General features: G+C 74.1%; 20 protein-coding genes. 13 read left to right on the top strand and 7 right to left on the bottom strand.

Annotated features, from left to right (window positions below):
- Nucleotides 1-19 precede the first annotated feature (19 nt).
- Nucleotides 20-643 carry a TetR/AcrR family transcriptional regulator gene (locus tag D1J63_RS33690; RefSeq protein WP_102928600.1) on the bottom strand — a complete coding sequence of 208 codons (624 nt, stop codon included), beginning with the start codon at nucleotides 641-643 and terminating at the stop codon, nucleotides 20-22.
- Between the two features lie 154 nt (nucleotides 644-797).
- Between D1J63_RS33690 and D1J63_RS33685 the strand changes: the two genes are divergently transcribed.
- The 3 genes from D1J63_RS33685 to D1J63_RS33675 all read left to right on the top strand — a co-directional run bounded on the left by D1J63_RS33685 (nucleotide 798) and on the right by D1J63_RS33675 (nucleotide 3,493).
- On the top strand, nucleotides 798-1,427 hold the full coding sequence (locus D1J63_RS33685) for an alpha-ketoglutarate-dependent dioxygenase AlkB (protein ID WP_125634167.1): 630 nt from the start codon (nucleotides 798-800) through the stop codon (nucleotides 1,425-1,427).
- A gap of 77 nt (nucleotides 1,428-1,504) precedes the next feature.
- Nucleotides 1,505-2,251 (top strand): MBL fold metallo-hydrolase, encoded by a 747-nt coding sequence (locus D1J63_RS33680; RefSeq protein ID WP_125634165.1) that lies wholly within the window; start codon nucleotides 1,505-1,507, stop codon nucleotides 2,249-2,251.
- 9 nt (nucleotides 2,252-2,260) lie between these two features.
- A complete protein-coding gene (locus D1J63_RS33675; RefSeq protein WP_102928603.1) occupies nucleotides 2,261-3,493 on the top strand; it encodes a DUF4032 domain-containing protein in 1,233 nt (410 codons plus the stop codon).
- Between the two features lie 21 nt (nucleotides 3,494-3,514).
- Here D1J63_RS33675 and D1J63_RS33670 read toward each other — a convergent pair whose 3' ends face one another.
- The gene (locus tag D1J63_RS33670) at nucleotides 3,515-4,387 is read right to left on the bottom strand and encodes a universal stress protein (RefSeq protein WP_164713091.1); all 873 of its coding nucleotides are present in this window, start codon (nucleotides 4,385-4,387) and stop codon (nucleotides 3,515-3,517) included.
- 207 nt (nucleotides 4,388-4,594) lie between these two features.
- On the opposite strand from D1J63_RS33670, the gene D1J63_RS33665 reads away from it, so the two are divergent.
- The 9 genes from D1J63_RS33665 (at nucleotide 4,595) to D1J63_RS33625 (ending at nucleotide 16,241) form a co-directional block, all read left to right on the top strand.
- Complete coding sequence (locus tag D1J63_RS33665; RefSeq protein WP_125634161.1) at nucleotides 4,595-6,271, top strand: FAD-dependent oxidoreductase; 1,677 nt, start codon at nucleotides 4,595-4,597, stop codon at nucleotides 6,269-6,271.
- Nucleotides 6,268-7,743: an ATP-binding protein gene (locus D1J63_RS33660; protein ID WP_125634159.1), complete on the top strand. Its 1,476-nt coding sequence runs from the start codon at nucleotides 6,268-6,270 to the stop codon at nucleotides 7,741-7,743. Before D1J63_RS33665 ends, D1J63_RS33660 begins: the two co-directional genes overlap by 4 nt.
- The gene (locus tag D1J63_RS33655; RefSeq protein ID WP_061446306.1) at nucleotides 7,740-8,093 is read left to right on the top strand and encodes a UBP-type zinc finger domain-containing protein; all 354 of its coding nucleotides are present in this window, start codon (nucleotides 7,740-7,742) and stop codon (nucleotides 8,091-8,093) included. Before D1J63_RS33660 ends, D1J63_RS33655 begins: the two co-directional genes overlap by 4 nt.
- 62 nt (nucleotides 8,094-8,155) lie before the next feature.
- Nucleotides 8,156-11,110, top strand: coding sequence for a helix-turn-helix transcriptional regulator (locus D1J63_RS33650; protein ID WP_164713090.1), 2,955 nt, complete (start codon nucleotides 8,156-8,158; stop codon nucleotides 11,108-11,110).
- 53 nt (nucleotides 11,111-11,163) lie between these two features.
- Nucleotides 11,164-11,841, top strand: a complete 678-nt coding sequence (locus D1J63_RS33645) for an AIM24 family protein (RefSeq protein ID WP_061446304.1) — start codon at nucleotides 11,164-11,166, stop codon at nucleotides 11,839-11,841.
- A 96-nt stretch (nucleotides 11,842-11,937) separates the two neighbouring features.
- Complete coding sequence (locus D1J63_RS33640) at nucleotides 11,938-12,897, top strand: threonine/serine dehydratase (protein ID WP_125634155.1); 960 nt, start codon at nucleotides 11,938-11,940, stop codon at nucleotides 12,895-12,897.
- A 142-nt stretch (nucleotides 12,898-13,039) separates the two neighbouring features.
- Entirely contained in the window at nucleotides 13,040-14,671 is a 1,632-nt protein-coding gene (locus D1J63_RS33635; protein WP_125634153.1) for a serine/threonine-protein kinase, read from the top strand.
- A 57-nt stretch (nucleotides 14,672-14,728) separates the two neighbouring features.
- Complete coding sequence (locus D1J63_RS33630; RefSeq protein WP_125634151.1) at nucleotides 14,729-15,706, top strand: LLM class F420-dependent oxidoreductase; 978 nt, start codon at nucleotides 14,729-14,731, stop codon at nucleotides 15,704-15,706.
- Nucleotides 15,707-15,812: 106 nt separating this feature from the next.
- On the top strand, nucleotides 15,813-16,241 hold the full coding sequence (locus D1J63_RS33625; RefSeq protein WP_125634149.1) for an SsgA family sporulation/cell division regulator: 429 nt from the start codon (nucleotides 15,813-15,815) through the stop codon (nucleotides 16,239-16,241).
- A gap of 33 nt (nucleotides 16,242-16,274) precedes the next feature.
- Here the strand turns inward: D1J63_RS33625 and D1J63_RS33620 are convergent, their stop codons facing one another.
- Entirely contained in the window at nucleotides 16,275-16,700 is a 426-nt protein-coding gene (locus D1J63_RS33620) for a DUF6328 family protein (protein WP_241235713.1), read from the bottom strand.
- Between the two features lie 243 nt (nucleotides 16,701-16,943).
- Between D1J63_RS33620 and D1J63_RS33615 the strand changes: the two genes are divergently transcribed.
- Nucleotides 16,944-17,285, top strand: coding sequence for a hypothetical protein (locus D1J63_RS33615; RefSeq protein WP_125634145.1), 342 nt, complete (start codon nucleotides 16,944-16,946; stop codon nucleotides 17,283-17,285).
- Nucleotides 17,286-17,313: 28 nt separating this feature from the next.
- Here the strand turns inward: D1J63_RS33615 and D1J63_RS33610 are convergent, their stop codons facing one another.
- The 4 genes from D1J63_RS33610 to D1J63_RS33595 form a co-directional block, all read right to left on the bottom strand.
- Entirely contained in the window at nucleotides 17,314-18,297 is a 984-nt protein-coding gene (locus D1J63_RS33610) for an aldo/keto reductase (RefSeq protein ID WP_125634143.1), read from the bottom strand.
- A 12-nt stretch (nucleotides 18,298-18,309) separates the two neighbouring features.
- Entirely contained in the window at nucleotides 18,310-19,569 is a 1,260-nt protein-coding gene (locus D1J63_RS33605) for an FAD-dependent monooxygenase (RefSeq protein WP_176155880.1), read from the bottom strand.
- 97 nt (nucleotides 19,570-19,666) lie between these two features.
- Nucleotides 19,667-20,365: a ribonuclease H gene (locus tag D1J63_RS33600; protein ID WP_125634138.1), complete on the bottom strand. Its 699-nt coding sequence runs from the start codon at nucleotides 20,363-20,365 to the stop codon at nucleotides 19,667-19,669.
- A 31-nt stretch (nucleotides 20,366-20,396) separates the two neighbouring features.
- Nucleotides 20,397-21,194: a VOC family protein gene (locus tag D1J63_RS33595; RefSeq protein WP_125634136.1), complete on the bottom strand. Its 798-nt coding sequence runs from the start codon at nucleotides 21,192-21,194 to the stop codon at nucleotides 20,397-20,399.

The following is a 21,194-nucleotide window of genomic DNA, read 5'->3' as shown; positions in this document are numbered from 1 at the left end:
TGTGTCGGTGACCCTCGGGTCAGTGACGCGTGCTGCCGTCGGTGAGCAGCGCGGTGAGCAGCTGTCCCAGCCAGACCCGGGCGCGGACGACGTCCCGGTCGAGGAGCAGCTGGGTGGTGACCCCGTCGTACGCGGCGACCACGGCGTGCGCGGCCCCCTCGACGTCGCCCAGCACGGCGGGCAGGGCGGTGTGCCCGCGGGCCCGGGCGAGCCGGTCGGCGATCGCCCGCCTGAGGCGGGCCCGGTGCTCCAGCAGGGTCCGGGCGACCTCCGGGTCGCGTGCGGCGTGCACCAGGAAGTCCGTCTTCACCAGGAGCCAGTCCCGGTCCAGGAGCAGCACCTCGGTCACGCGGTCCACGGCGGCCGGTACGTCCGGGCCGGGGCCGTCGGAGGCGAGGGCGGCGGCCACCTGTTCCGCGATCAGGGCGGCCCGTTGCTCGTAGAGGGCGAAGAACAGCTCGTCGAGGCTGTCGAAGTTCGAGTAGAAGGCGCCCCGGCTGTACCCGGCCGCCTCGCAGACCTCCTCGATCGACACCCGTCCGAACCCCTTGGCGGCGAACACGGCGAACGCGGCGTCCAGGAGGTTGGCGCGGGTGTGCGCGCGCCGCCTGGTCACCCGCCCCCCGGTCGCCTTCGCCGTCATGCCGGCCCCCTCGCTCGATTCGATGCGTGAATGTATCGGATGCACCGGTGTATCGAAAGGGGTGGAGAGGGGTGGAGACGGGAGACCGCAGGAGTTCGCGGTCCCCCGCCGACATGAATAGAACACAGTTTCGATACAGGAGTACGCTGGTCCCATGACCACGCATCTCCAGGGCTCGCTCTTCGACCAGACCGACGAGGTCCGGCTGGGGCCGCTCGACGGGCTGCGCCGCACCCACCTCGGGTCCGGGGCCTGGATCGACCTGCTCCCCGGGTGGCTGAGCGGGGCCGACGCGCTGTTCGAACGGCTGGCCGCCGAGGTCCCCTGGCGCGCGGAGCGGCGCGAGATGTACGAGCGCGTCGTCGACGTGCCCCGGTTGCTGGCGTTCTACGGCGCGGCCGATCCGCTCCCGCACCCGCTGCTGACCGAGGCGCGCGACGCCCTGTCCGCGCACTACGCCGAGGAGCTGGGCGAGCCCTTCACCACCGCCGGTCTGTGCCACTACCGCGACGGCCGGGACAGCGTCGCCTGGCACGGCGACCGGATCGGACGCGGCGCGCGCCGGGACACGATGGTCGCGATCCTCTCCGTCGGCGCACCCCGCGACCTGTTGCTGCGCCCGGCGGGCGGGGGCGGCGAGACCGTGCGCCGCCCGCTGGGTCACGGCGACCTGATCGTGATGGGCGGCTCCTGCCAGCGCACCTGGGAGCACTGCGTCCCCAAGAGCACCCGCGCCGCCGGGCCCCGGATCAGCGTCCAGTTCCGCCCGCACGGCGTGCGCTGAGGGCCGGGCAACCGTCCGCGCCCCGTTTCTGGTTGGCTGTCCCCCGCTGGCGCAGCCAACCTGAATCGCGGGAGACCATGAGCGCGGACGTACGGCAAGTGGCCGACGGCACCTACCTGGTGCACGGCGGCAACACCAACTGGGTCATCCTCACCGACGGCGACGCGGTGACGCTCGTCGACACCGGCTACCCCGGCGACCGCCGGGCGCTGCTCGACTCCCTGGCCGCCGTGGGGAGTTCGCCCGAGGCGGTGGCGGCGGTGCTGATCACCCACGCCCACAACGACCACCTGGGCTCGGCCGAGTACCTGCGGGCCACCCACGGAACCCCGGTCCTCCTGCACGAGGCCGAGGTCCCGCACGCCCGGCGCGACTACCTCCAGCAGGTGTCGGTCGGCACCGTGCTGCGCAACGCCTGGCGGCCCGGCGTACTGCCGTGGATGCGGCACGTGCTGCGCACCGGCGGCACCGAGCAGCACCCGGTGACCGCGCCCGCGGCCTTCCCGGCGGACGGCGCCCTGGACCTGCCCGGCCGTCCCGTACCGGTGCACACCCCCGGGCACACCGACGGCCACTGCGTCTACCACCTCCCGGACGCCGGGGTGGTGATCTCCGGGGACGCGCTGGTCAGCGGGCACGCCATCTCCCGGATCGAGGGACCGCAGCTGCTGCCCGACCTGTTCCACCACGACCGTACGCGCGCGATCGCCTCGCTCGACATCGTCGCCGGCCTGGAGGGCGACCTGCTGCTCCCCGGCCACGGGCCGCTCCACCAGGGGCCGGTGAAGGACGCCGCGGACCTGGCCCGGGAGCGGGCGCTCTAGAGTCGGGGCATGGCCTTGCAGATCAGTGCCACCAATCCGGAGCACCCCGCGCTCCTGCTCGAACTGCCCTGGCAGCTGCCGCTGGAGCAGTGGCCCGAGGAGTACCTCGTGCCGCTGCCCCGCGGCATCTCCCGGCACGTGGTGCGCTACGCGCGCGCCGGCGACGAGGTGATCGCGGTCAAGGAGCTGGCCGAACGGCCCGCGCTGCGCGAGTACCAGCTGCTGCGGGACCTGGACCGGCTCGCCATCCCGGCGGTGGACGCGCTGGCCGTGATCACGGGGCGCACGGACGCCGCCGGCGGTGCGCTGGAGCCGGTGCTGGTCACCCGGCACCTGGGCGGCTCACAGCCGTACCGGTCGATGTTCGAGACGACGCTGCGTCCGGCGACCATGCACCGGCTGATGGACGCCCTCGCGGTGCTGCTGGTGCGGCTGCACCTGGCCGGGTTCGCCTGGGGGGACTGCTCACTGTCCAACACGCTCTTCCGGCGCGACGCGGGCGCCTACGCCGCCTATCTGGTCGACGCCGAGACCGGGGAGCTGCACCCTCGGCTGAGCCCCGGGCAGCGCGACTACGACCTCGACCTGGCCCGGGTCAACATCAGCGGCGAACTGCTCGACCTGGAGGCGTCCGGGGCGCTGCACCCCTCCGTCGACCCGGTCGACTTCGGCACGGAGATATGCGCCCGCTACCGGAGCCTGTGGGAGGAGCTGACCCGCACCTCCGTCTATCCGGCCGGCAAGTACCACTACATCGAGCGCCGGATCCGGCGCCTGAACGACCTCGGCTTCGACGTGGCCGAGATGCAGATCGAGCACGCCTCCAACGGCGACTCGGTCACCTTCGTGCCCAAGGTCGTCGACGCCGGTCACCACCAGCGCCAGTTGCTGCGCCTGACCGGCCTGGACGCCGAGGAGAACCAGGCCAGGCGGCTGCTGAACGACCTGGAGTCCTGGATGGCCACCCAGGACGACTACGCCCCGGGCGACCCCCTCGGTGCCCGCCCCGAGGTCCTCGCCCACCGCTGGGTGCGCGAGGTCTTCCGGCCCACCGTGCGCGCCGTGCCGGTGGAGCTGCGCGGCGCGATGGACCCGGCGGAGATCTACCACGAACTGCTGGAGCACCGCTGGTACCTCTCCGAGCGGGCCCAGCACGACATCGGCCTGGACACGGCGGTCGAGGACTACATCGTCAACATCCTGCCCAGGGCGCGGGAGACGCTTCAGCCCACGGCGGACTGAACGGCGTCCCCCGCCGGGTCCTCACCGGTGCGGGACCACCGCCACCGGGCACTCGGCGTGGTGGAGCACGCCGTGCGCCACCGAGCCGATCCGGGCCCCGACGGCGCTGCGCCGGGCGCGGCGGCCGACGACCATCAGCTGGGCGCCCCCGGACACCGACAGCAGCACCTGGCCGGCGCTGCCCATCTCCACGTGCTCAACCACCGGGACGTCGGGGAAGCGCTCGCGCCACGGTGCGAGCGCCTCGCCGAGCGCCTTGCGCTCGTACTGCTCCAGGCCCCCGGCCTCGTCGGCGAGCGCCATGGAGCCCGGGCTGTAGGTGAAGACGGTCGGCAGCGCCCAGGCCCGCACGGCACGCACGGTGGCGCCCCGCGCGGCGGCGGCCTCGAACGCGAACCCGATGACGTCGGCGCTGTCCTCGGGCTCGCCCTGCTGGCCCACGACGACCTCGCGGCCGGCCGCCTCGGAGCTCGCCTCGTCCCCGGCCCGCACGAGGACGACCGGCCCGGGCGCCTCGGCGATCACCTGCCGGCCGACCGAGCCGAGCAGGAAGCCGACGACCGGCCCGTGGCCGCGCGAGCCGAGGACCAGTGTCTCGGCCTCGCCGGCGGCGGCGAGCAGGGCCGCGACGGCGTCGCCCTCGCGCAGGTCGGTGGTGACCGTGAGGCCGGGGTGGCGCTCGGCGACGGTGCCGACCGCCGAGGCGAGGGCGTCCCGCGCCCACCCCTCCTGGGTCTCGCGGGTCACCGTGCCGGCCACGCCCCGGTCCTGGAACCGCCAGGCGTGCACGGCGTGGAGCGGGGCATCGCGGCGGACCGCCTCCCTCGCCGCCCAGGCCAGTGCGGCCAGGCTCTCCTCCGAACCGTCCAGGCCGGCCGTGATCGGGCGCGTCATGCGGGTCCCTCCCTGTGTCGCGGTCACGTCGTTCATGACGCCCAGTCTTCCCCACGCCGTCCCGGTCGCCGCGCAGGGGAGCCGGTCGGCACCGGTGCCGCTCCGCTGCCTGAGCGGGGCGCGGCGATCGAACATACGATGGGCTGCAGGCCGGTGCGGTGACGGGGACGCCGTGCCGTGAACCCGGCCGCTCGACGTGGGGGACGTATGGCACAGGCCGACGGGGAGACACGGACCGTCATCATGACCGTGGACGACGATCCGGGGGTGTCCCGTGCCGTCGCCCGCGACCTGCGGCGGCGCTACGGCGCGACGTACCGGATCGTGCGCGCGGAGTCCGGGGAGTCGGCGCTCGACGCCCTGCGGGAACTGAAGCTGCGCGGCGACCTGGTGGCCGTGATCCTGGCCGACTACCGGATGCCGCAGATGAACGGCATCGAGTTCCTGGAACAGGCCCTCGACGTGTACCCGGGCGCCCGGCGGGTGCTGCTGACGGCCTACGCGGACACCAACGCGGCGATCGACGCGATCAACGTCGTCGACCTGGACCACTACCTGCTCAAGCCCTGGGACCCGCCCGAGGAGAAGCTCTATCCCGTCCTGGACGACCTGCTCCAAGCCTGGCGCTCGGGCGACCACCGCCCGGTGCCCAGCACGAAGGTCGTCGGGCACCGCTGGTCGGCGCGGTCCTCGGAGGCCCGGGAGTTCCTGGCCCGCAACCAGGTGCCGTACCGGTGGTACTCCTCCGACGAGCCGGAGGGGCGGCGGCTGCTGTCGGCGGCCGGGCAGGACGGACAGCGGCTGCCGGTGGTGATCACGCCGGACGGGACGCCGCTGGTCGAGCCGGAGGCGCCCGAGCTTGCCGCCCGGGTGGGGCTGGCGACCACGCCGACGGCCGACTTCTACGACCTGGTGGTGATCGGCGGCGGCCCGGCCGGGCTCGGCGCGGCCGTGTACGGGGCCTCGGAGGGGCTGCGCACGGTGCTGGTGGAGCGGTCGGCGACCGGGGGTCAGGCCGGGCAGAGCTCGCGCATCGAGAATTATCTGGGCTTCCCCGACGGCGTCTCCGGCGGCCAGCTGACCGAGCGGGCCCGGCGGCAGGCGGCGAAGTTCGGCGCCGAGATCCTCACCGCGCGCGAGGTGACCGGCCTGGAGGCGAACGGCGCGGCGCGCGTCGTGCGGTTCTCGGACGGCTCGGCGATCGCCGCGCACAGCGTCATCCTGGCGACCGGTGTGTCCTACCGGCAGCTGACCGCGCCGGGCACCGAGGACCTGGCCGGCTGCGGGGTGTTCTACGGCTCGGCGCTGACCGAGGCGGCCTCCTGCCAGGGTCACGACGTGTACATCGTGGGCGGGGCCAACTCGGCCGGGCAGGCGGCGATGTACCTGGCCCGGGGCGCCAAGTCGGTGACGCTGCTGGTGCGCGGCGGCTCCCTGGCGGCGTCGATGTCGTACTACCTGATCCAGCAGATCGAGGAGACGCCCAACATCCGGGTGCGCTGCTCCACCGTCGTCGAGGGCGCGCACGGCGACGGCCACCTGGAGCGTCTCACGCTGCGCGACGCGGTCAGCGGCGCCACCGAACTCGTCGACGCGCAGTGGCTGTTCGTGTTCATCGGCGCGGCCCCGCTGACCGACTGGCTGGACGGCACGGTGCTGCGCGACGAGCGCGGGTTCATCCTCGCCGGGCCCGATCTGACGCCGGACGGGCGGCCGCCGGCCGGCTGGGAGCTGGACCGGCCGCCGTACCACCTGGAGACCAGTGTCCCGGGCGTGTTCGTGGCGGGCGACGCCCGCGCGGAGTCCGCCAAGCGGGTCGCGTCCGCCGTTGGAGAGGGAGCCATGGCCGTGATGCTCGTCCACCGTTACCTGGAGCAGTCGTGACCGGCCGGCCGATGCCGTGCAGCCCCGCGGAGATCGGGCAGCTCTTCCTCTTCGAGAAGCTGACCCCCGAGCAGCTGGGCCGGCTGTGCGCCGAGGGCCGGGTGGAGCTGTTCGAGCCCGGTCCGGTGTACACCGAGGGCGAGGACGCCACGTGCTTCTACGTGATGCTGGAGGGTTCGGTCGTGCTGTCCCGCCGGGTCGGCGCGGACGACGTGGAGACCAACCGCACCTCGCAGCCCGGGGTGTACGCGGGAGCGATGCAGGCGTACGTCGGCGACCGGGTGCCGCAGGTCTACACCAACTCGATGCGGGTCACCGAGCCGACGCGGTTCTTCGTGCTCCCGGCGGACACGTTCGCGGCCGTCATGCGGGAGTGGTTCCCCATGGCGGTGCACCTGCTGGAGGGGCTGTTCTTCGGGTCCAAGAACACCCAGCGCACCATCGGGCAGCGCGAGCGGCTGCTGGCGCTGGGCTCGCTGTCCGCCGGGCTCACCCACGAGCTGAACAACCCGGCGGCGGCCGCCGTGCGGGCCACCTCGACGCTGCGGGAACGGGTGGCGAAGATGCGCCACAAGCTCGCCGTGATCGCCGAGGGTCCGTTCTCCCGGGACGCGCTGGCGGGGCTCATCGAGATCCAGGAGCGCACGGCGGAGCGGGTCGCCAAGGCGCCCTCGCTCAGTCCGCTGGAGGCGGCCGACCGGGAGGACGCCCTCTCCGACTGGCTGGAGGACCACGGGATCGAGCAGGGCTGGCAGTTGGCGCCGACCTTCGTGCAGGCCGGCCTCGACACCGAGTGGCTGGAGCAGGTCGCGGCGGCCGTGGACCCGGAGATCCTGCCCGGGGCCGTCGGCTGGCTCAACTACACGGTCGAGACCGAGCTGTTGATGAACGAGATCGCCGACTCCACCGCCCGCATCTCCCATCTGGTGGACGCGGCCAAGCAGTACGCGCAGCTCGACCGGGCGCCCTACCGGACGGTCGACGTGCACGAACTGCTCGACAGCACCCTGCTGATGCTCTCCGGCAAGATCGGCCCGCGGATCGAGGTCGTCAAGGAGTACGACCGCACGGTGCCGCGGATCCCGGCGTACCCGGCGGAGCTGAACCAGGTGTGGACCAACCTGATCGACAACGCGGTCGCCGCGGTGAACGACGCGGGCGGCGAGGGGACGCTGACCGTGCGGACCGCGCTCCACCACGACCGGCTGCTGGTGGAGTTCCGCGACACCGGCACCGGGATCGCCCCGGAGGTCCGGGAGCGGATCTTCGACCCGTTCTTCACCACCAAGCCCGTGGGCGAGGGCACCGGGCTCGGCCTGGACATCTCCTGGCGGATCGTGGTCGACAAGCACCACGGCAGCCTCCATGCCGAGTCCGAGCCGGGCGACACCCGTTTCCAGGTGCTCCTGCCGCTCACCGCCGAGCAGTCCGATCCGACCGATCCAGTCGACGCCACCGAGGAGCCGGTATGACCAGCGACACCGGAATCGACCCCACCGTCCCGCCGAGCGGCACGGGCTGCGCCGAGTGCGACGCGGCCGGCGGCTGGTGGTTCCATCTGCGGCGCTGCGCTAGCTGCGGCCACGTCGGCTGCTGCGACAGCTCCCCCGGGCAGCACGCGACCGGCCACTACCGGTCCACGGGCCACCCGGTGGTGCAGAGCTTCGAACCGGGCGAGGACTGGTACTGGGACTACGCCACCGACGAGGTGCGCGCGTCGGGCCCGGACCTCGCCCCGCCCGCCAGCCACCCGGACGACCAGCCGTCACCCGGCCCGGCGGGCCGGGTCCCGGCCGACTGGGCGAGCGCCCTGCACCGCTGACCCGGCCGCGGGCCCGGGAAACGGGGAGGCCCGCTGTCCGACCCGCGTGTCAGGATGGCGGCGTGCCGCTGACCTCTCTCACCAGCCCGCTCGTCGGCCGCGAGGACGAACTCGCGCGTCTCACCGGCGTACTGGACCGCGCCCGCGCCGGCGAGGCCCGCGCGGTGCTCGTCGCCGGGGACGCCGGGGTCGGCAAGACCCGGCTCCTGGACGAGGTCGCGGGACGCGCCGCCGCGGCCGGGACGACCGTGCTCACCGGTCACTGCGTGGACCTGGGCGACGTGGGCCTGCCGTATCTGCCGTTCACCGAGATCCTGGGCGTGCTGGCGGCCGACGAGCGGTTCGCCTCCGTGCTGGCCGGCCATCCGGTGGCCGAGCGGCTGCTGGGCGGCGGCCCGGACGACGCGACGGACGCCGCGCCCTCGCGGCTGCGGCTCTTCGAGGGCGTGGCCGCCCTGCTGACCGAACTGGCCGACACCGCGCCCCTGCTGCTGGTCCTGGAGGACCTGCACTGGGCCGACCAGTCCTCCCGGGACCTGCTGAGGTTCCTGCTCAGCCGGGGAGTGCTGCAGCGGCCGGCGGGCGGGACGCCCGGCCACCGCCTCGCGCTGTTCGCCTCCTACCGCGCGGACGACCTGCACCGCCGCCATCCGCTGCGCCCGCTGCTGGCGGAGCTGGTGCGCCTGCCCTCGGTGGAGCGGCTGGAGCTGCGTCCGCTCCCGGACGCCGACGTGGCCCGGCTGGTGCGTTCGCTGCGGGAGCAACGGCTGCCGGACACCACCGTGCGCCGGATCGTGGAGCGGGCCGAGGGCAACGCCTTCTACGCCGAGGAACTGGTCGCCGCCACCGACGCGCCCGCCCCGGGGGTGCCCAGCGGGCTGGCCGACGTGCTGCTCATCCGGTTCGAGCAGCTGTCCGAGACCGCCCAGCAGGCGCTGCGCACCGCGGCCGTCGCCGGGCGCCGGGTGGGACACGACCTGTTGCGCGACGCCGTCGGGCTGCCCGAGGAGGAACTGGAGTCGGCGCTGCGCGAGGCGGTGGAGCGCCAGTTGCTGGTGTCCGGCGACGGGGACACCTACTCCTTCCGGCACGCGCTCGCCCGGGAGGCGGTCTACGCCGATCTGCTGCCCGGCGAACGGGCCCGGCTGCACGGCGCGTTCGCCCGGCTGCTCGCCGGTCCCGACCGGCGGCCGGACAGCGCGGCCGAGCGCGCCCACCACTACCGCGAGAGCCACGACCTGCCCGAGGCGCTCGCCGCCTCCCTGGAGGCCGCCGACCACGCGCAGCGGATCGGCGCGCCCGCCGAGGAGTTGCGGCACGTCGAGGCGGCCCTCGACCTGTGGACGGCGGTCGACGCGACCGCGCGCCCGGCCGGACCGGACGCGGTGACGCTCACGCTGCGCGCCTCGGCGGCCGCCGTGCACGCCGGTGAGCTGCACCGCGCGGTCTCCCTCACCCGGTCCGCGCTGGCCGGCCTGGGCCAGGACGCGGACCTGGAGCTGGCCGCCCGGGTCCGCTACACCCTCGCGGGCAATCTGCTGGAGGTCGACAACCTGGAGGCCGCGTACGCCTACAGCAGCGAGGCGCTGGGCCTGATCCCCGCCGAGCCGCCCTCCGCGACGTGGGTGTGGGCGGCGGCCACGCACGTGTCGACGGCCCGCCAGGTCGGGGAGCACGAGACGGCGCGGCGGGTGGCCCGACGGGCGCTGCGGGCCGCCGAGGCGCTGGGGGTCACCGACGCCCGCGCCGATCTGCTGATCTCCCTGACCAGCCTGGAGGGCCACAACCGCGCCACCCCCGAGGGCCGGGAGCGGCTGCTCGAGGCTCGCGAGCTGGCGCGGCGGGCCGGCAACGCGCCGGTGGAGCTGCGGGCCCTGTTCAACCTGGCCATCGGCTGCTTCGAGTCCGGCGACCTGGAGGAGTGCCTGCCCTGGACGTCGGAGGGACTGGACCGGGCCCGCCGCGCCGGGCTGCTGTCCTCGCCGTATCCCCGGGAGATGCGGTATCTGCGGCTGCTGGTGCGGTACACGCTGGGCCACTGGGACGAGGTGCTGCGCGAGTCCGCCGAGGACGCCGGGGAGGGCCGGGCCGTGGACGGCCACGCCCTCGGGCCCGGGCTGTACGTGGCGCTGGCGCGCGGCGACCTCGGGGCGGCCGAGCGGGCCAGGGACCTGCTGAAGGGGCCGTTCGACTGGATGGCGCGGATGGTCGCGGCCGTCGTGCTGACCGACGCGGCGGCGCTGCGCGGGGACGCCGAGGACGCCGTGCGGTGGATGCGGTCCAGCGTCGAGGCGCTCACCGAGGCGGGCACGCGGCCCGCCGTGACCCTCCGGCTCGCCACCCTCGCACTGGCCGCGGTCGCCGACACCGTGTCCGAGCTGCGCCGTGCCGGGGACACGGCCGGGGTGGCCCGCTGGACGGACACGGCGGCCGAACTCCTGGCCGACGCCCGCTGGTCCGCCGAGCACGGTTACGACGACGCCCCGCAGGGGCCGGAGGGCCGGGCCTGGCTGGCGCGGGCGGAGGCCGAGTGGTCCCGGGTCGGCGCCGGCGCACCGGATCCGGCGGCGTGGGAGAGGGCGGTGGCCGCCTTCGCCCACGGCGACACCTACGAACGCGCGCGGTGCCGGCTGCGGCTGGCCGAGGCGCTGCTCGCGGCCGACCGCCGCCAGGAGGCGGCCGCCGAGGCGGACGCCGTACGCCGGGAGGCCGACCGGCTCGGCGCGACGGTGCTGCGGGAGCGGCTCGACGACCTCACCCGCCGCGGCCGCCTCACGGACCCGGCGCCGGCCGGGGCGGGCGCCGCGGTGCTGACCGCCCGCGAGCGGGACGTGCTGCGGCTGCTCGCCCTGGGCCACAGCAACCGGCGGATCGGCGAGGAGCTGTTCATCAGCGCCAAGACGGCGAGCGTCCACGTGTCGAACATCCTCGCCAAACTGGACGCGGCGAGCCGCACGGAGGCGGTCGCGGTCGCCCACCGGCGGGGACTCGTCGCCCCGGAGGCCACGTCGCCGTAACCGGGTCCCGCCCGATCTTGGCGGAATGGAACGCTCCGGGTCAGGATGCCGTCATGAAGGGTGACCTCTTTTCCAGCGAGCACATGGTGCAGCCCGCCACGGCGCCGGGCATGACCGTCGAGAACTCCAAGTGCATCCGGTACGCGGTGAACGGCGAGATGCTCGCCCGGCAGGGCGCGATGATCGCCTACCGGGGCAGTCTCCAGTTCGAGCGCAAGGGCCAGGGCGTGGGCGGCATGCTCAAGCGCGCGGTCACCGGGGAGGGGCTGCCGCTGATGGCGGTGCGCGGACAGGGCGAGGCCTGGTTCGCCAACGAGGCCCAGAACTGCTTCATCGTCGAGGTCGAGCCGGGCGACGAGTTCACGGTCAACGGCCGCAACGTCCTGTGCTTCGACGCTTCGCTGTCGTACCGCATCGCCACCGTGAAGGGATCGGGCATCGCCGGCGGCGGACTGTTCAACAGCGTGTTCACCGGCCACGGCAGGCTGGGCCTGGTGTGCGAGGGCAACCCGCTGGTCATCCCGGTCTCGCACCAGTACCCCGTCTACGTGGACACGGACGCGATCGTCGGCTGGTCCGCGGGGCTGGCGACCTCCCTGCACCGTTCGCAGTCCATCGGCTCGATGCTGCGCGGCGGTTCGGGCGAGGCGGTCCAGCTGGTGCTCCAGGGCGAGGGCTTCGTCGTCGTACGGCCGAGCGAGGCGACGCCGCAGAAGACGCAGCAGCACTGAGCCCTCCCCGCCCCGGGGACTTGTTGACCTTGGGGGCCGCGCGCGAAAGGCTGCGAACGGGCGCGGATCACCGCCCGCGCCGGAAGGAAGACTGCCTTGATCGCGATCACGGAGATCGAAGCCGCGGCCGAGCGGATCGCCGGACATGTCGTGCGCACCCCGACCGTGCCCAGCCCGGGGCTGTCCGCGCTGCTCGGCGTGCCGGTCACCGCGAAGCTGGAGCTGCTCCAGCGGACCGGTTCGTTCAAGGCGCGCGGCGCGACGGCGAAGCTGCTGTCGCTGACCGGGGCCGAGCGGGCCGCCGGTGTCGTCGCGGTCAGCGGCGGCAACCACGGCATCGCGGTGGCGGTGATGGCAGCCGCTCTGCACGTGAAGGCCACGGTGGTCATGCCGCGCACGGCGCCGGCCCGTTCGGTGGAGATCGCCGAGGAGGCGGGCGCCGTGGTGCGCCTCACCGACGGCATGGACAGCGCCTTCGCGCTGGTCACCCGGCTGCGCGAGGAGGGGCTGACCCTGGTGCACCCCTTCGACGACCCCGTGGTGATCGCGGGCCAGGGCACCGTGGGACTGGAGTTCGCCGAGGACGCGTCCGACCTGACCGACGTGCTGGTGAGCATCGGGGGCGGCGGGCTGATCGCGGGCGTGGCGGCGGCGCTGCGGGCGCTGCGGCCGGGGGTGCGGGTCTGGGGCGTGGAGACCGAGGGCGCCGAGGCCATGTCCCGGGCGCTGGCGGCGGGCGGGCCGCTGGCGGTGCCGCTGTCGTCGGTCGTCACGACGCTCAGCGCGCCGTCCGTCTCGCAGCTGACGTACGCCCATGTGGCGGAGCTGGTCACCGAGGTGCTCGTGGTGCCGGACCGGGAGGCGGTCCGGGGTTCGCTCGCGCTCGCCGAGCACGCCAAGGTGTGGACCGAGCCGGCCGCCGGCTGTCTGCTGCCGGCGGCCCGGCGGGTGGTGGAGCGGGTGGGCGAAGACGCCCGGATCGGGCTCGTGGTGTGCGGCGGCAACGCCACGGTGACGGACATGGCGGGGTGGGCGGACCGCTTCGGACTGCGCTGACGCCGGGGCCGGGGCCGCGCGCCGAGACGCCCGCTTTTTGAAGAAGGGTCAGAAAGCGGGCCGGACGGCGCGTTCGCTGAACGCACCCCGGCCCCCTCGACGTACCCCTGGTCGAGCCGAGAGCCGACGGTGCGAACGAGGGATGGCCATGGTCAGGGCGCACGTCTCCCCACACGAGCTGGTCGCCGGGCGCTACCGCCTGTTCGAGGTCGTCCTGCGCGAGACGAACCGCGTCTGCTGGTCCGGCGAGGACGCCACGACCGGCCGTCCGTGCCTGGTCACGCAGATCGCGCTGCCTCAGGACCGGACGGGCGAGACCGGCCGACGGGCTCCGGGCCGGGTGATCCGCACCGGTGAGGCCATGGCGTCGCTGTGCCCCGGGCGGATCGCGGCGGTCTCGGACGCGGTGGTCGTGGACGGCACGCTGTGGACGGTGTCCGAGTGGGTCGGCGGTGTTCCGCTCGGCGACCTCCTCGACCGCCGGGGCGCGTTCGGCCATGCCCGGGCCGCACGCGTCGGCCTGGAGCTGCTCGCCGTGCTGGAGGCGGCGCACGCGCACGGCGTGACGCACGGCGAGCTGAGCCCGGGGCAGGTGTTCGTGCGCGAGGAGGGCTCGGTCGTCGTCACCGGTTTCGGGCTGGCCGGCGCCACCCTCGCCCCCCGGCTGACGGCGCCCGCGTACGCCTCGCCCGAGCAGGCCCGCGACGAGCGGATCGGGCCCGCGGCCGATCTGTGGACGCTGGGCGCGATCCTCTACACGATGGTCGAGGGCCGTCCGCCGTTCCGTGACCGGGGCCGCCCCGAGGCGACGCTGAGGGGCGTGGACCGGCTGCCGCTGCGCACGCCGGTGCGCGCGGGTCCGCTCACCGAGGCCGTGCAGGGGCTGTTGCGCAAGAACTCCCGGGAGCGGCCGACCCGCCCGGTGGTGCGCGCGGCCCTCGTCCGGGCGCTGGCGGAGGATCCCGAGGCGGCCGCGGGCGAGGCGATCCCGCCCGGGCCGCGCGGCCGGTACGCCGTCGCCCGGAGCGCGGGCGGCGACCGGCCGCGCGGGACCGTCGTCGCCGGGATCGCCCTGGCCCTCGTCACGGTCGCGGTCACCGTCCTCGCCGTCACCGGCCGGCTCCCCGGCACGGGCGGCGACGACGCCACCGGCGCCGGCACCGGGCAGCGCCCCTCCTCCCCCACCACCGGCACCGGCACCGGGCAGCGCCCCTCCGCACCCGCCGCCCCGCCCACCGGTTCCGCGTCCTCCTCCCCCACCGGCCCGCCGGGCACGAGCGCCTCGCCCTCGCCGCCCGGCTCCCCACCACCGGCCGGATTCCGCCGCTACGCCGCTCCGGAGGGCTTCTCCGTCGCCCTTCCCGAGGGCTGGCGGCGGCTGGACACCGCACGGGTGCCGGACGGCGCCTACCGGGTCGTCTTCGGTGCCTCCGGCGACCCGCGCACGCTCGCCGTCACCTACAGCAGGCGCGCGGGCGACGACCCGGTGGCCGTCTGGCGCGACGACGTGGAGCCGGGCCTCGCCCGCTCCGGCGGCTACCGGCGGATCGGCGACATCCGCGCCACGACGTACCGGGGGCGCGAGGCGGCGGACATGGAGTGGCTGGCCGGGGACGACGGCGCCCGGGTCCGCACCTTCGGCCGCGGCTTCCTGCTCGGCGGGGGACGCAGCTTCTCGCTGCGCTGGACGACGCCGGCCGGTGACTGGGGCGACACCGGGAACGAGCGGGCGCTGGCCGCCTTCCTCGGCACCTTCCGGGAGGGCGGGAGCTGACCTCTTCCGCCCCGTTTCCTCCGGTTTTCCCTCGCGCCCCGCGGGGACTCGGCCGCCATGGCACACATCGGATACACGATGATGACCGAGCAGGCCGGCCCGCGAGAACTCGTCGGCCATCTGGTGCGCGCCGAGGAGGTGGGGTTCGACTTCTCGGTGACCTCGGACCACTACTTCCCCTGGCTGCGCTCGCAGGGCCACGCGCCGTACGCCTGGAGCGTGCTGGGCGCCGCGGCGCAGGCCACGTCCCGCATCCCGCTGATGACCTACGTGACCTGTCCGACGTTCCGCTACCACCCGGCGGTGGTGGCACAGAAGGCGGCGACGCTGCAACTGCTGTCCGAGGGCCGCTTCCGGCTGGGTCTCGGCAGCGGCGAGAACCTCAACGAGCACGTGGTGGGCGGCGGCTGGCCGTCGGTCGACGTGCGGCACGAGATGCTCCAGGAGGCGGTGGAGATCATCCGCGCGCTGTTCGGGGGCGGCCATGTGAACCACCGCGGCGCGCACTTCGACGTGGAGTCGGCCCGGCTGTGGGACCTGCCGGACAGCCCGCCGCCCATCGGCATCGCCGTCTCCGGGGAGCGCTCCGCCAAGCTGGCGGGCGAATTGGCCGACCTGGTGATCGCCACCGAGCCGAAGGCGGGACTGCTGGAGGCCTTCGGCCGGCACGGCGGCGAGGGCAAGCCGCGCGTGGGCCAACTGCCCGTCTCCTACGACCCCGACCGGGACACGGCGATCAAGCGGGCCCACTCGCAGTTCCGCTGGTTCGGCAGCGGCTGGAAGGTCAACTCCGAACTGCCGCACCCGGACTCCTTCGAGGCCGCCACCCAGTTCGTGACGCCCGACGACGTCGCCGAGTCCATCCCCTGCGGCGACGACCCCGACGCCTTCGTGGCGGCCGTACGCCCGTACGTCGAGGCCGGGTTCACCGAGATCGCCCTGGTGCAGATCGGCGGGGAGTCCCAACCCGCCTTCCTGGACTGGTCGGAGAGCACCCTGCTGCCCGCGCTGCGCGAGGCGTTCGGCCGCGACTGAGACCGGCGGCCGAAACCGACGGACGGTCGAATCACTCGAACGACTGAGCATCTTGCGCGTGAACCGGGTACTAGAGGGCTCTACGTCCGTACCCCTGGAGGCATTAGTGAACACCGTCGTGCACAGGACCATGGTCGTGCAGCTCCAGGCGGGCGACGCCGCCGACCGGTTCCCCGTCCTCGCGCACCTCGGATACGACGCGGCGGACCCGTTCGCCCTCACCGTGGTCTTCAGCCACGACGGACGGGTGCTCGCCGAGTGGACGCTGGACCGGGAGATGGTCGCCGAGGGCCTCACCCGCCCGGTCGGCGTGGGCGACGTGCGGATGCGGCCCGAGTCGCGGGGCATGTGGGACGAGCTGCGCATCGAACTGCTCGGCGACGACCGGGCCGACGGCGAACGCCACCGCGCCGTGGTGTTCGTCTGGGCCGCGGCCGTCGAGGCGTTCCTGCGCGAGACGCACACGGTGGTGCGGCCCGGGGAGGAAGAGGTGCGCGTCGACGACTTCCTCGCGGCGCTGACCGCCGAGGGCTGAGGGCCCCCGCCCGGGCCGCCGGGAGCCGGTGCCTCAGCGGGCCGTGTGGCGGTGCCGGGTCCACAGCGGGATCCCGAACCAGCACAGCAGGTACCAGAGCACCACGCCGGTGACGAGGTAGGGCACGAAGCCGTCGTGGGTCGCGACGCGCAGGATCAGCAGGAGCGAGCAGGCCGTCGTGGCGAGCAGCAGCACGAGGCCGAGCAGCGTCAGCCGGGACGCCCACCGCACCGCCTGGGGTTTAACCCGCCGCCCGGAGACGAGGCGGTGCAGGGACACCGGCCCGATCAGGGCGCCGGTCGTCACGGCCCCGAGGACCACCGTGACCAGGTAGATCGTCTGGTCGGTGTCCGAGAGGGTATCGTACTTGGGCTGGAACACGACGGTGAGCAGGAAGCCGAACAGGATCTGCACGCCCATCTGCGCGACGCGGACCTCCTGGATCAGCTCCGTCCACATCCGGTCGGCCCGCTCCTCCTCGGTCTCGTTGCGCCCCCTGCGCCGGGCCTGTCCCCCGGCCGATCCCGAACCCGAGTCCGAGTGCGTCACGTCTTCCTCCCGTCGACCGCCGCCTGCGTCTCCCTCCCTGTTCCCGGGATCCTCGTACTCAGGCGCCGGTCCGTGCGGGCGACGCCCGGTTTGGGTGATCGGGGGACGGTTACACGGGCCGGGAACGACCCCGGCGCGGCAAGGAAGGCCAAGATGTCCGACACTCAGCTCACCGTGACGTTCGACGGCGGCGGCATCGACGACGCGCGGGCGATCGTCCGCGCACTGGAGGGCGTCTTCGGAGCCCCCGGCGATCTGCCCGCGGACGAGGGGGCGACGGTGCGTACCGCGACCTTCGACGCCCAGGACGCCCCGCGGGCGGCCGCCGCCCCGGCGGGCGGGTCGCTGTCGGCGCCGGTGACGGTCACCGTGCAGGGCACACCGCAGGCCGTGGAGGCGGCGAGCGAGACGCTGGCCCGTGCCTTCGGCGCGCGGGACGAGGGGGCGGCCTCCGGCGACCAGGAGCGGGAACGGCAGTTGCTCCTGGTGCCGTGAGGGACACGGGCCGCCGCCCGGCGGCCCGCTACCAGCGGCTCTCGACCTGGTCCTTGATACGGCGGTCGTAGAGGTCGCGGATCGCCGCGAGGGTGTCCCCGGACAGCTCCGGCAGCCGGGCGGCGTCCGTGTTGGCGCGGGCCTGCTCGGGCGAACGGGCGCCGGGGATCACGCTCGTCACGCCGGGCTGCTGGACGATCCAGCGCAGCGCCAGCTGGGCCGGGGTGTATCCCTCGGGGGCGAGCGCGGCGAACTCGGCGGCGGCTTCCACTCCTGTGGCGAAGTCGACGCCGGAGAAGGTCTCGCCCTGGTCGAAGGCCTCGCCGTGCCGGTTGAAGTTGCGGTGGTCGTTGGCCGCGAAGACCGTGTCCCTGGTGTACTTGCCGGTCAGCAGGCCGGACGCCAGCGGCACCCGGGCGATGATGCCGACGCCGGCCTCGCGGGCCGCGGGCAGGACCTCGCGCAGGGGCTTCATGCGGAACGGGTTGAGGATGATCTGCACGCTGGCCACGTTCGGCCGGGCGATCGCGGTGAGGGCCTCCTCGCACGTCTCCACGCTGACTCCGTACGCGGCGACGCGCTCCTCCTCGACGAGGGTGTCCAGGGCGTCGAACACCTCGTCGCTGGAGTAGACGGGCGTCGGCGGGCAGTGCAGCTGCACCAGGTCGAGGCGGTCCACGCCGAGGTTGCGGCGGGAGCGGTCGTTCCACTCCCGGAAGTTGTCCAGGACGTAGTTCTGCGGGATCTGCTCGACCCGGCGGCCCATCTTGGTGGCGACCAGCACGTGCAGGTCGGGCCTGCTCGCGAGGAAGGTGGAGATGGTCTGCTCGCTGCGGCCGTCGCCGTAGACGTCGGCCGTGTCGAAGAAGGTCACCCCCGACTCGGCCGCCGCCTCCAGTACCGCGAGGGCTTCCTTGTCGTCCACGTCTCCCCAGTCGGCGCCCAGTTGCCAGGTGCCGAGGCCGATCACCGACGCGTGCTGATCCGACCTGCCGAAAGTGCGCTCGTCCATGGCGTCAGTCTGTCATCCGCGGTGGGCCGGCACCGCGTCGGGACGCCCGGCGGCACCAGGCCGTTCCCCTGTGGCGAGCCTGCGTGCCTGGACCGTGCGCGCGAGCACGGGCCCCAGCCGGCGCTTGAGCCGGCGCAGCGTCTCCAGCCGGCCCACCGCCCGGTCCACCCGGTAGTAGAGGCGCGGCGGGAGGTACGGCAGCAGCGGCGAGTGCCGCTGGCCGAGCAGGGCGAACATCTGCTCCGGGGGCAGGTGGATGTAGCGGGGCAGGTTCTCGTACCACTGGGCGCTGAGCCGGGCCGCGCTCTGCACCGGCAGCAGGGCCGCCCGGCGTTCGCGCTCGTAGCGGGCGAGGGCGTCCGGGAGTGTGCCCGGCTCGCGCAGTGCCGTGGCCAGCGCCATGGCGTCCTCCAGCGCGAGCGTGGTGCCGGCGCCGACGGAGTAGTGCGTGGTGTGGGCGGCGTCGCCGAGCAGGACCAGGTTGCCGCGGGACCAGGTGCGGTTGGTGAGGGTGCGGAAGACGGGCCAGGCGGCGCTCGCCCGGCCGGAGGACCGCGCCGTGAGCGGGTGTCCGTCCAGCACGTCGGCGAAGAGCTTCTCCAGCAGGATCAGGCCCTCGGCCTCGTCGGCACGGTCCAGGCCGAGGCCGGTCCAGGTCTCGGGCGCGCACTCGACGACGCAGGTGCTGCCCTCGGGGCCGTAGCCGTAGCCGTACGCCCAGATCCATCCGTGGCCGGTCTCGGCGAAGGCGAAGGTGAAGGCGTCGAAGACCTTGGGGGTGCCGAGCCACACGTAGTGGTTGCGGCCGCCGGTGATCTCGGTGCCGAAGTGGCCGGCGTGCCGGCCGCGCAGGGCGCTGCCCGCGCCGTCGGCCGCCACGACGAGGTCGGCGGCGGGCGGGTTCGCGCCGGTGACCGGGTGCTCGAACTCCAGGCGTACGCCGAGGTCGCGGGCGCGTGCGGCGAGCAGCGCGAGGAGCCGGTGGCGGCCGATGCCGAAGCCCTCGTCGCCGTGGTGCCGGGTGGTCAGGTCGCCGACGTGGGCGACGCCGTCCCGCCAGCGCACGGAGTGCTCCTCGACGGCGCGCGCCGACTCCGGGTCGTGCTCCCGGAGCCGGTCGAGCAGTCCGCGCCAGTAGGTGACGCCCCAGCCGTAGGTGGAGCCCTCCGGGTCGCGTTCGTACACGGTGACGTCGTGGGTCGGGTCCTGCCGCTTCAGCAGGATCGACAGATAGAGTCCGGCGGGTCCACCGCCGACGCAGGCGACCTTCACACACACCCCTGGTATGCACTCATAACGGTCATTCGGGACCGCAGGGTAACAAGGGGAGGGTGGTGGGCCGCCGCTACGCGGCCGTGGCCGGCGCGGATTACCCGGCGGCCGCCGTGCGGCACTCCGGGTGGCCCCAGCCCTGGTCGTTCTTGGCGATGGACTCGCCGGCCGCGTAGGAGCGGCCGCACAGGCAGCGTCCGGGGAACTTCGCCTTGATGGTGCGGGAGGAGGAACCGCTCTTGCGGGCCGCGCCCGACCCGCGGCGCGGCGCCTTGCGGGTCGCCGGGACATCCGGGGCGGGCGGCGGCTCGGGCGAGCCGAGCATGCTGCCCGCGGCTTCCTGGACGACGGCCGCCTGGCTGGCGGCGCGGTCGGCGAAGTCGTTGAGCCGGTCGCCGTCGACCTGGTGGGCGGGCACGTAGCGGAAGTCGACCGAGCGGCCGTCGAGCAGCTCGTCGATGCGCACGACCAGCTCCTGGTTGGCGACCGGCTTGCCGGCGGCCGTCTTCCAGCCGTTGCGCTTCCAGCCCGGCAGCCAGGTGGTGACGGCCTTCATGGCATACTGCGAGTCCATGCGGACCTCGAGCGGCACGTCGGGGTCGGTCGACGCCAGCAGCCGCTCCAGCGCGGTCAGTTCGGCGATGTTGTTGGTGGCCCTGCCGAGCGGGCCGGCCTCCCAGCGGACCGGGGTCTCCGACGCGTCGGCCACCACCCAGGCCCAGCCGGCCGGGCCCGGGTTTCCCTTCGAAGCCCCGTCGCACGCGGCCACTACACGTTCACGCATGCGCTCGATCATGCCATGGTCCGACGGGGCCCCGGGACGTGGTTCAGGGGACCTCCGCGACCTCCGGCATCTCCCCCTCGGTCGTCGTGACGTCGATCACCGAGAAGGAGGCGCCCTGCGGGTCGCTCAGCGCCGCGAACCGGCCGAACGGGGTGGTCATCGGGCCGAACCGCAGGATCCCGCCGAGCTTCGTGGCGCGGGCCACGGCGTCGTCGCAGTCGGCGACGGTGAAGTAGACGTTGATGTACGGCGGTACCTCGGGCGGGAAGTCCTCCGTCATGACCATGCGGCCCAGGACCGGGTCGCCGCCGAGGTCGAACAGGCGGAAGTCCACCTGGTCGTCCCGCATCTGCTTGGCCCCGTAGGAGAAGACCGCTGGGAAGAAGGCGTCCGACTTCGCGGGCTCGCGGGTGAAGACCTCGGCCCAGCAGTACGCGCCGGGCACGGCCGTCGCCTCGAAGCCCTCGTGCTTCTCGCCCTGCCAGACGCCGAAGACGACGCCGCCCGGGTCGCGGGCCAGGCACATGGTGCCGAAGTCGCCTACCCGCATCGGCTCCAGGAGCAGCTCTCCGCCGGCCTCGCGGATCCGGCCGGCGGTCGCCGCCGCGTCCGGGGAGGCGAAGTAGAGGCACCACTGGGACCGGTCCTCGTGACCGGGCGGGGGCGGGACCACGGCGGCCACCGCCTTGCCGTCGGCGTAGCACTGGGTGTAGTCGCCGAACTCGGTCGACGACTCGCCGAAGGTCCAGCCGAGGACGTCGCCGTAGAACCTCTTGGCTCCCTCGACGTCCGTGAACATCGCGTCGGCCCAGCAAGGGGCCCCTTCCGGTGATACGGCCAT

Origin of the sequence: Streptomyces sp. KPB2 (assembly GCF_003950055.1) — a bacterium.
GTDB lineage: Bacteria > Actinomycetota > Actinomycetes > Streptomycetales > Streptomycetaceae > Streptomyces > Streptomyces salinarius.
This window is presented reverse-complemented; position numbering and strand designations above follow the sequence as displayed.

Excerpts from the sequence above, each read along its gene's own strand:
- D1J63_RS33690 (WP_102928600.1), bottom strand. The coding sequence starts at position 643 with ATGACGGCGAAGGCGACCGGGGGGCGGGTGACCAGGCGGCGCGCGCAC.
- D1J63_RS33685 (WP_125634167.1), top strand. The coding sequence starts at position 798 with ATGACCACGCATCTCCAGGGCTCGCTCTTCGACCAGACCGACGAGGTC.
- D1J63_RS33680 (WP_125634165.1), top strand. The coding sequence starts at position 1,505 with ATGAGCGCGGACGTACGGCAAGTGGCCGACGGCACCTACCTGGTGCAC.
- D1J63_RS33675 (WP_102928603.1), top strand. The coding sequence starts at position 2,261 with ATGGCCTTGCAGATCAGTGCCACCAATCCGGAGCACCCCGCGCTCCTG.
- D1J63_RS33670 (WP_164713091.1), bottom strand. The coding sequence starts at position 4,387 with ATGACGCGCCCGATCACGGCCGGCCTGGACGGTTCGGAGGAGAGCCTG.
- D1J63_RS33665 (WP_125634161.1), top strand. The coding sequence starts at position 4,595 with ATGGCACAGGCCGACGGGGAGACACGGACCGTCATCATGACCGTGGAC.
- D1J63_RS33655 (WP_061446306.1), top strand. The coding sequence starts at position 7,740 with ATGACCAGCGACACCGGAATCGACCCCACCGTCCCGCCGAGCGGCACG.
- D1J63_RS33645 (WP_061446304.1), top strand. The coding sequence starts at position 11,164 with ATGAAGGGTGACCTCTTTTCCAGCGAGCACATGGTGCAGCCCGCCACG.
- D1J63_RS33635 (WP_125634153.1), top strand. The coding sequence starts at position 13,040 with ATGGCCATGGTCAGGGCGCACGTCTCCCCACACGAGCTGGTCGCCGGG.
- D1J63_RS33630 (WP_125634151.1), top strand. The coding sequence starts at position 14,729 with ATGGCACACATCGGATACACGATGATGACCGAGCAGGCCGGCCCGCGA.
- D1J63_RS33620 (WP_241235713.1), bottom strand. The coding sequence starts at position 16,700 with ATGTGGACGGAGCTGATCCAGGAGGTCCGCGTCGCGCAGATGGGCGTG.
- D1J63_RS33615 (WP_125634145.1), top strand. The coding sequence starts at position 16,944 with ATGTCCGACACTCAGCTCACCGTGACGTTCGACGGCGGCGGCATCGAC.
- D1J63_RS33610 (WP_125634143.1), bottom strand. The coding sequence starts at position 18,297 with ATGGACGAGCGCACTTTCGGCAGGTCGGATCAGCACGCGTCGGTGATC.
- D1J63_RS33600 (WP_125634138.1), bottom strand. The coding sequence starts at position 20,365 with ATGATCGAGCGCATGCGTGAACGTGTAGTGGCCGCGTGCGACGGGGCT.
- D1J63_RS33595 (WP_125634136.1), bottom strand. The coding sequence starts at position 21,194 with ATGGCCGTATCACCGGAAGGGGCCCCTTGCTGGGCCGACGCGATGTTC.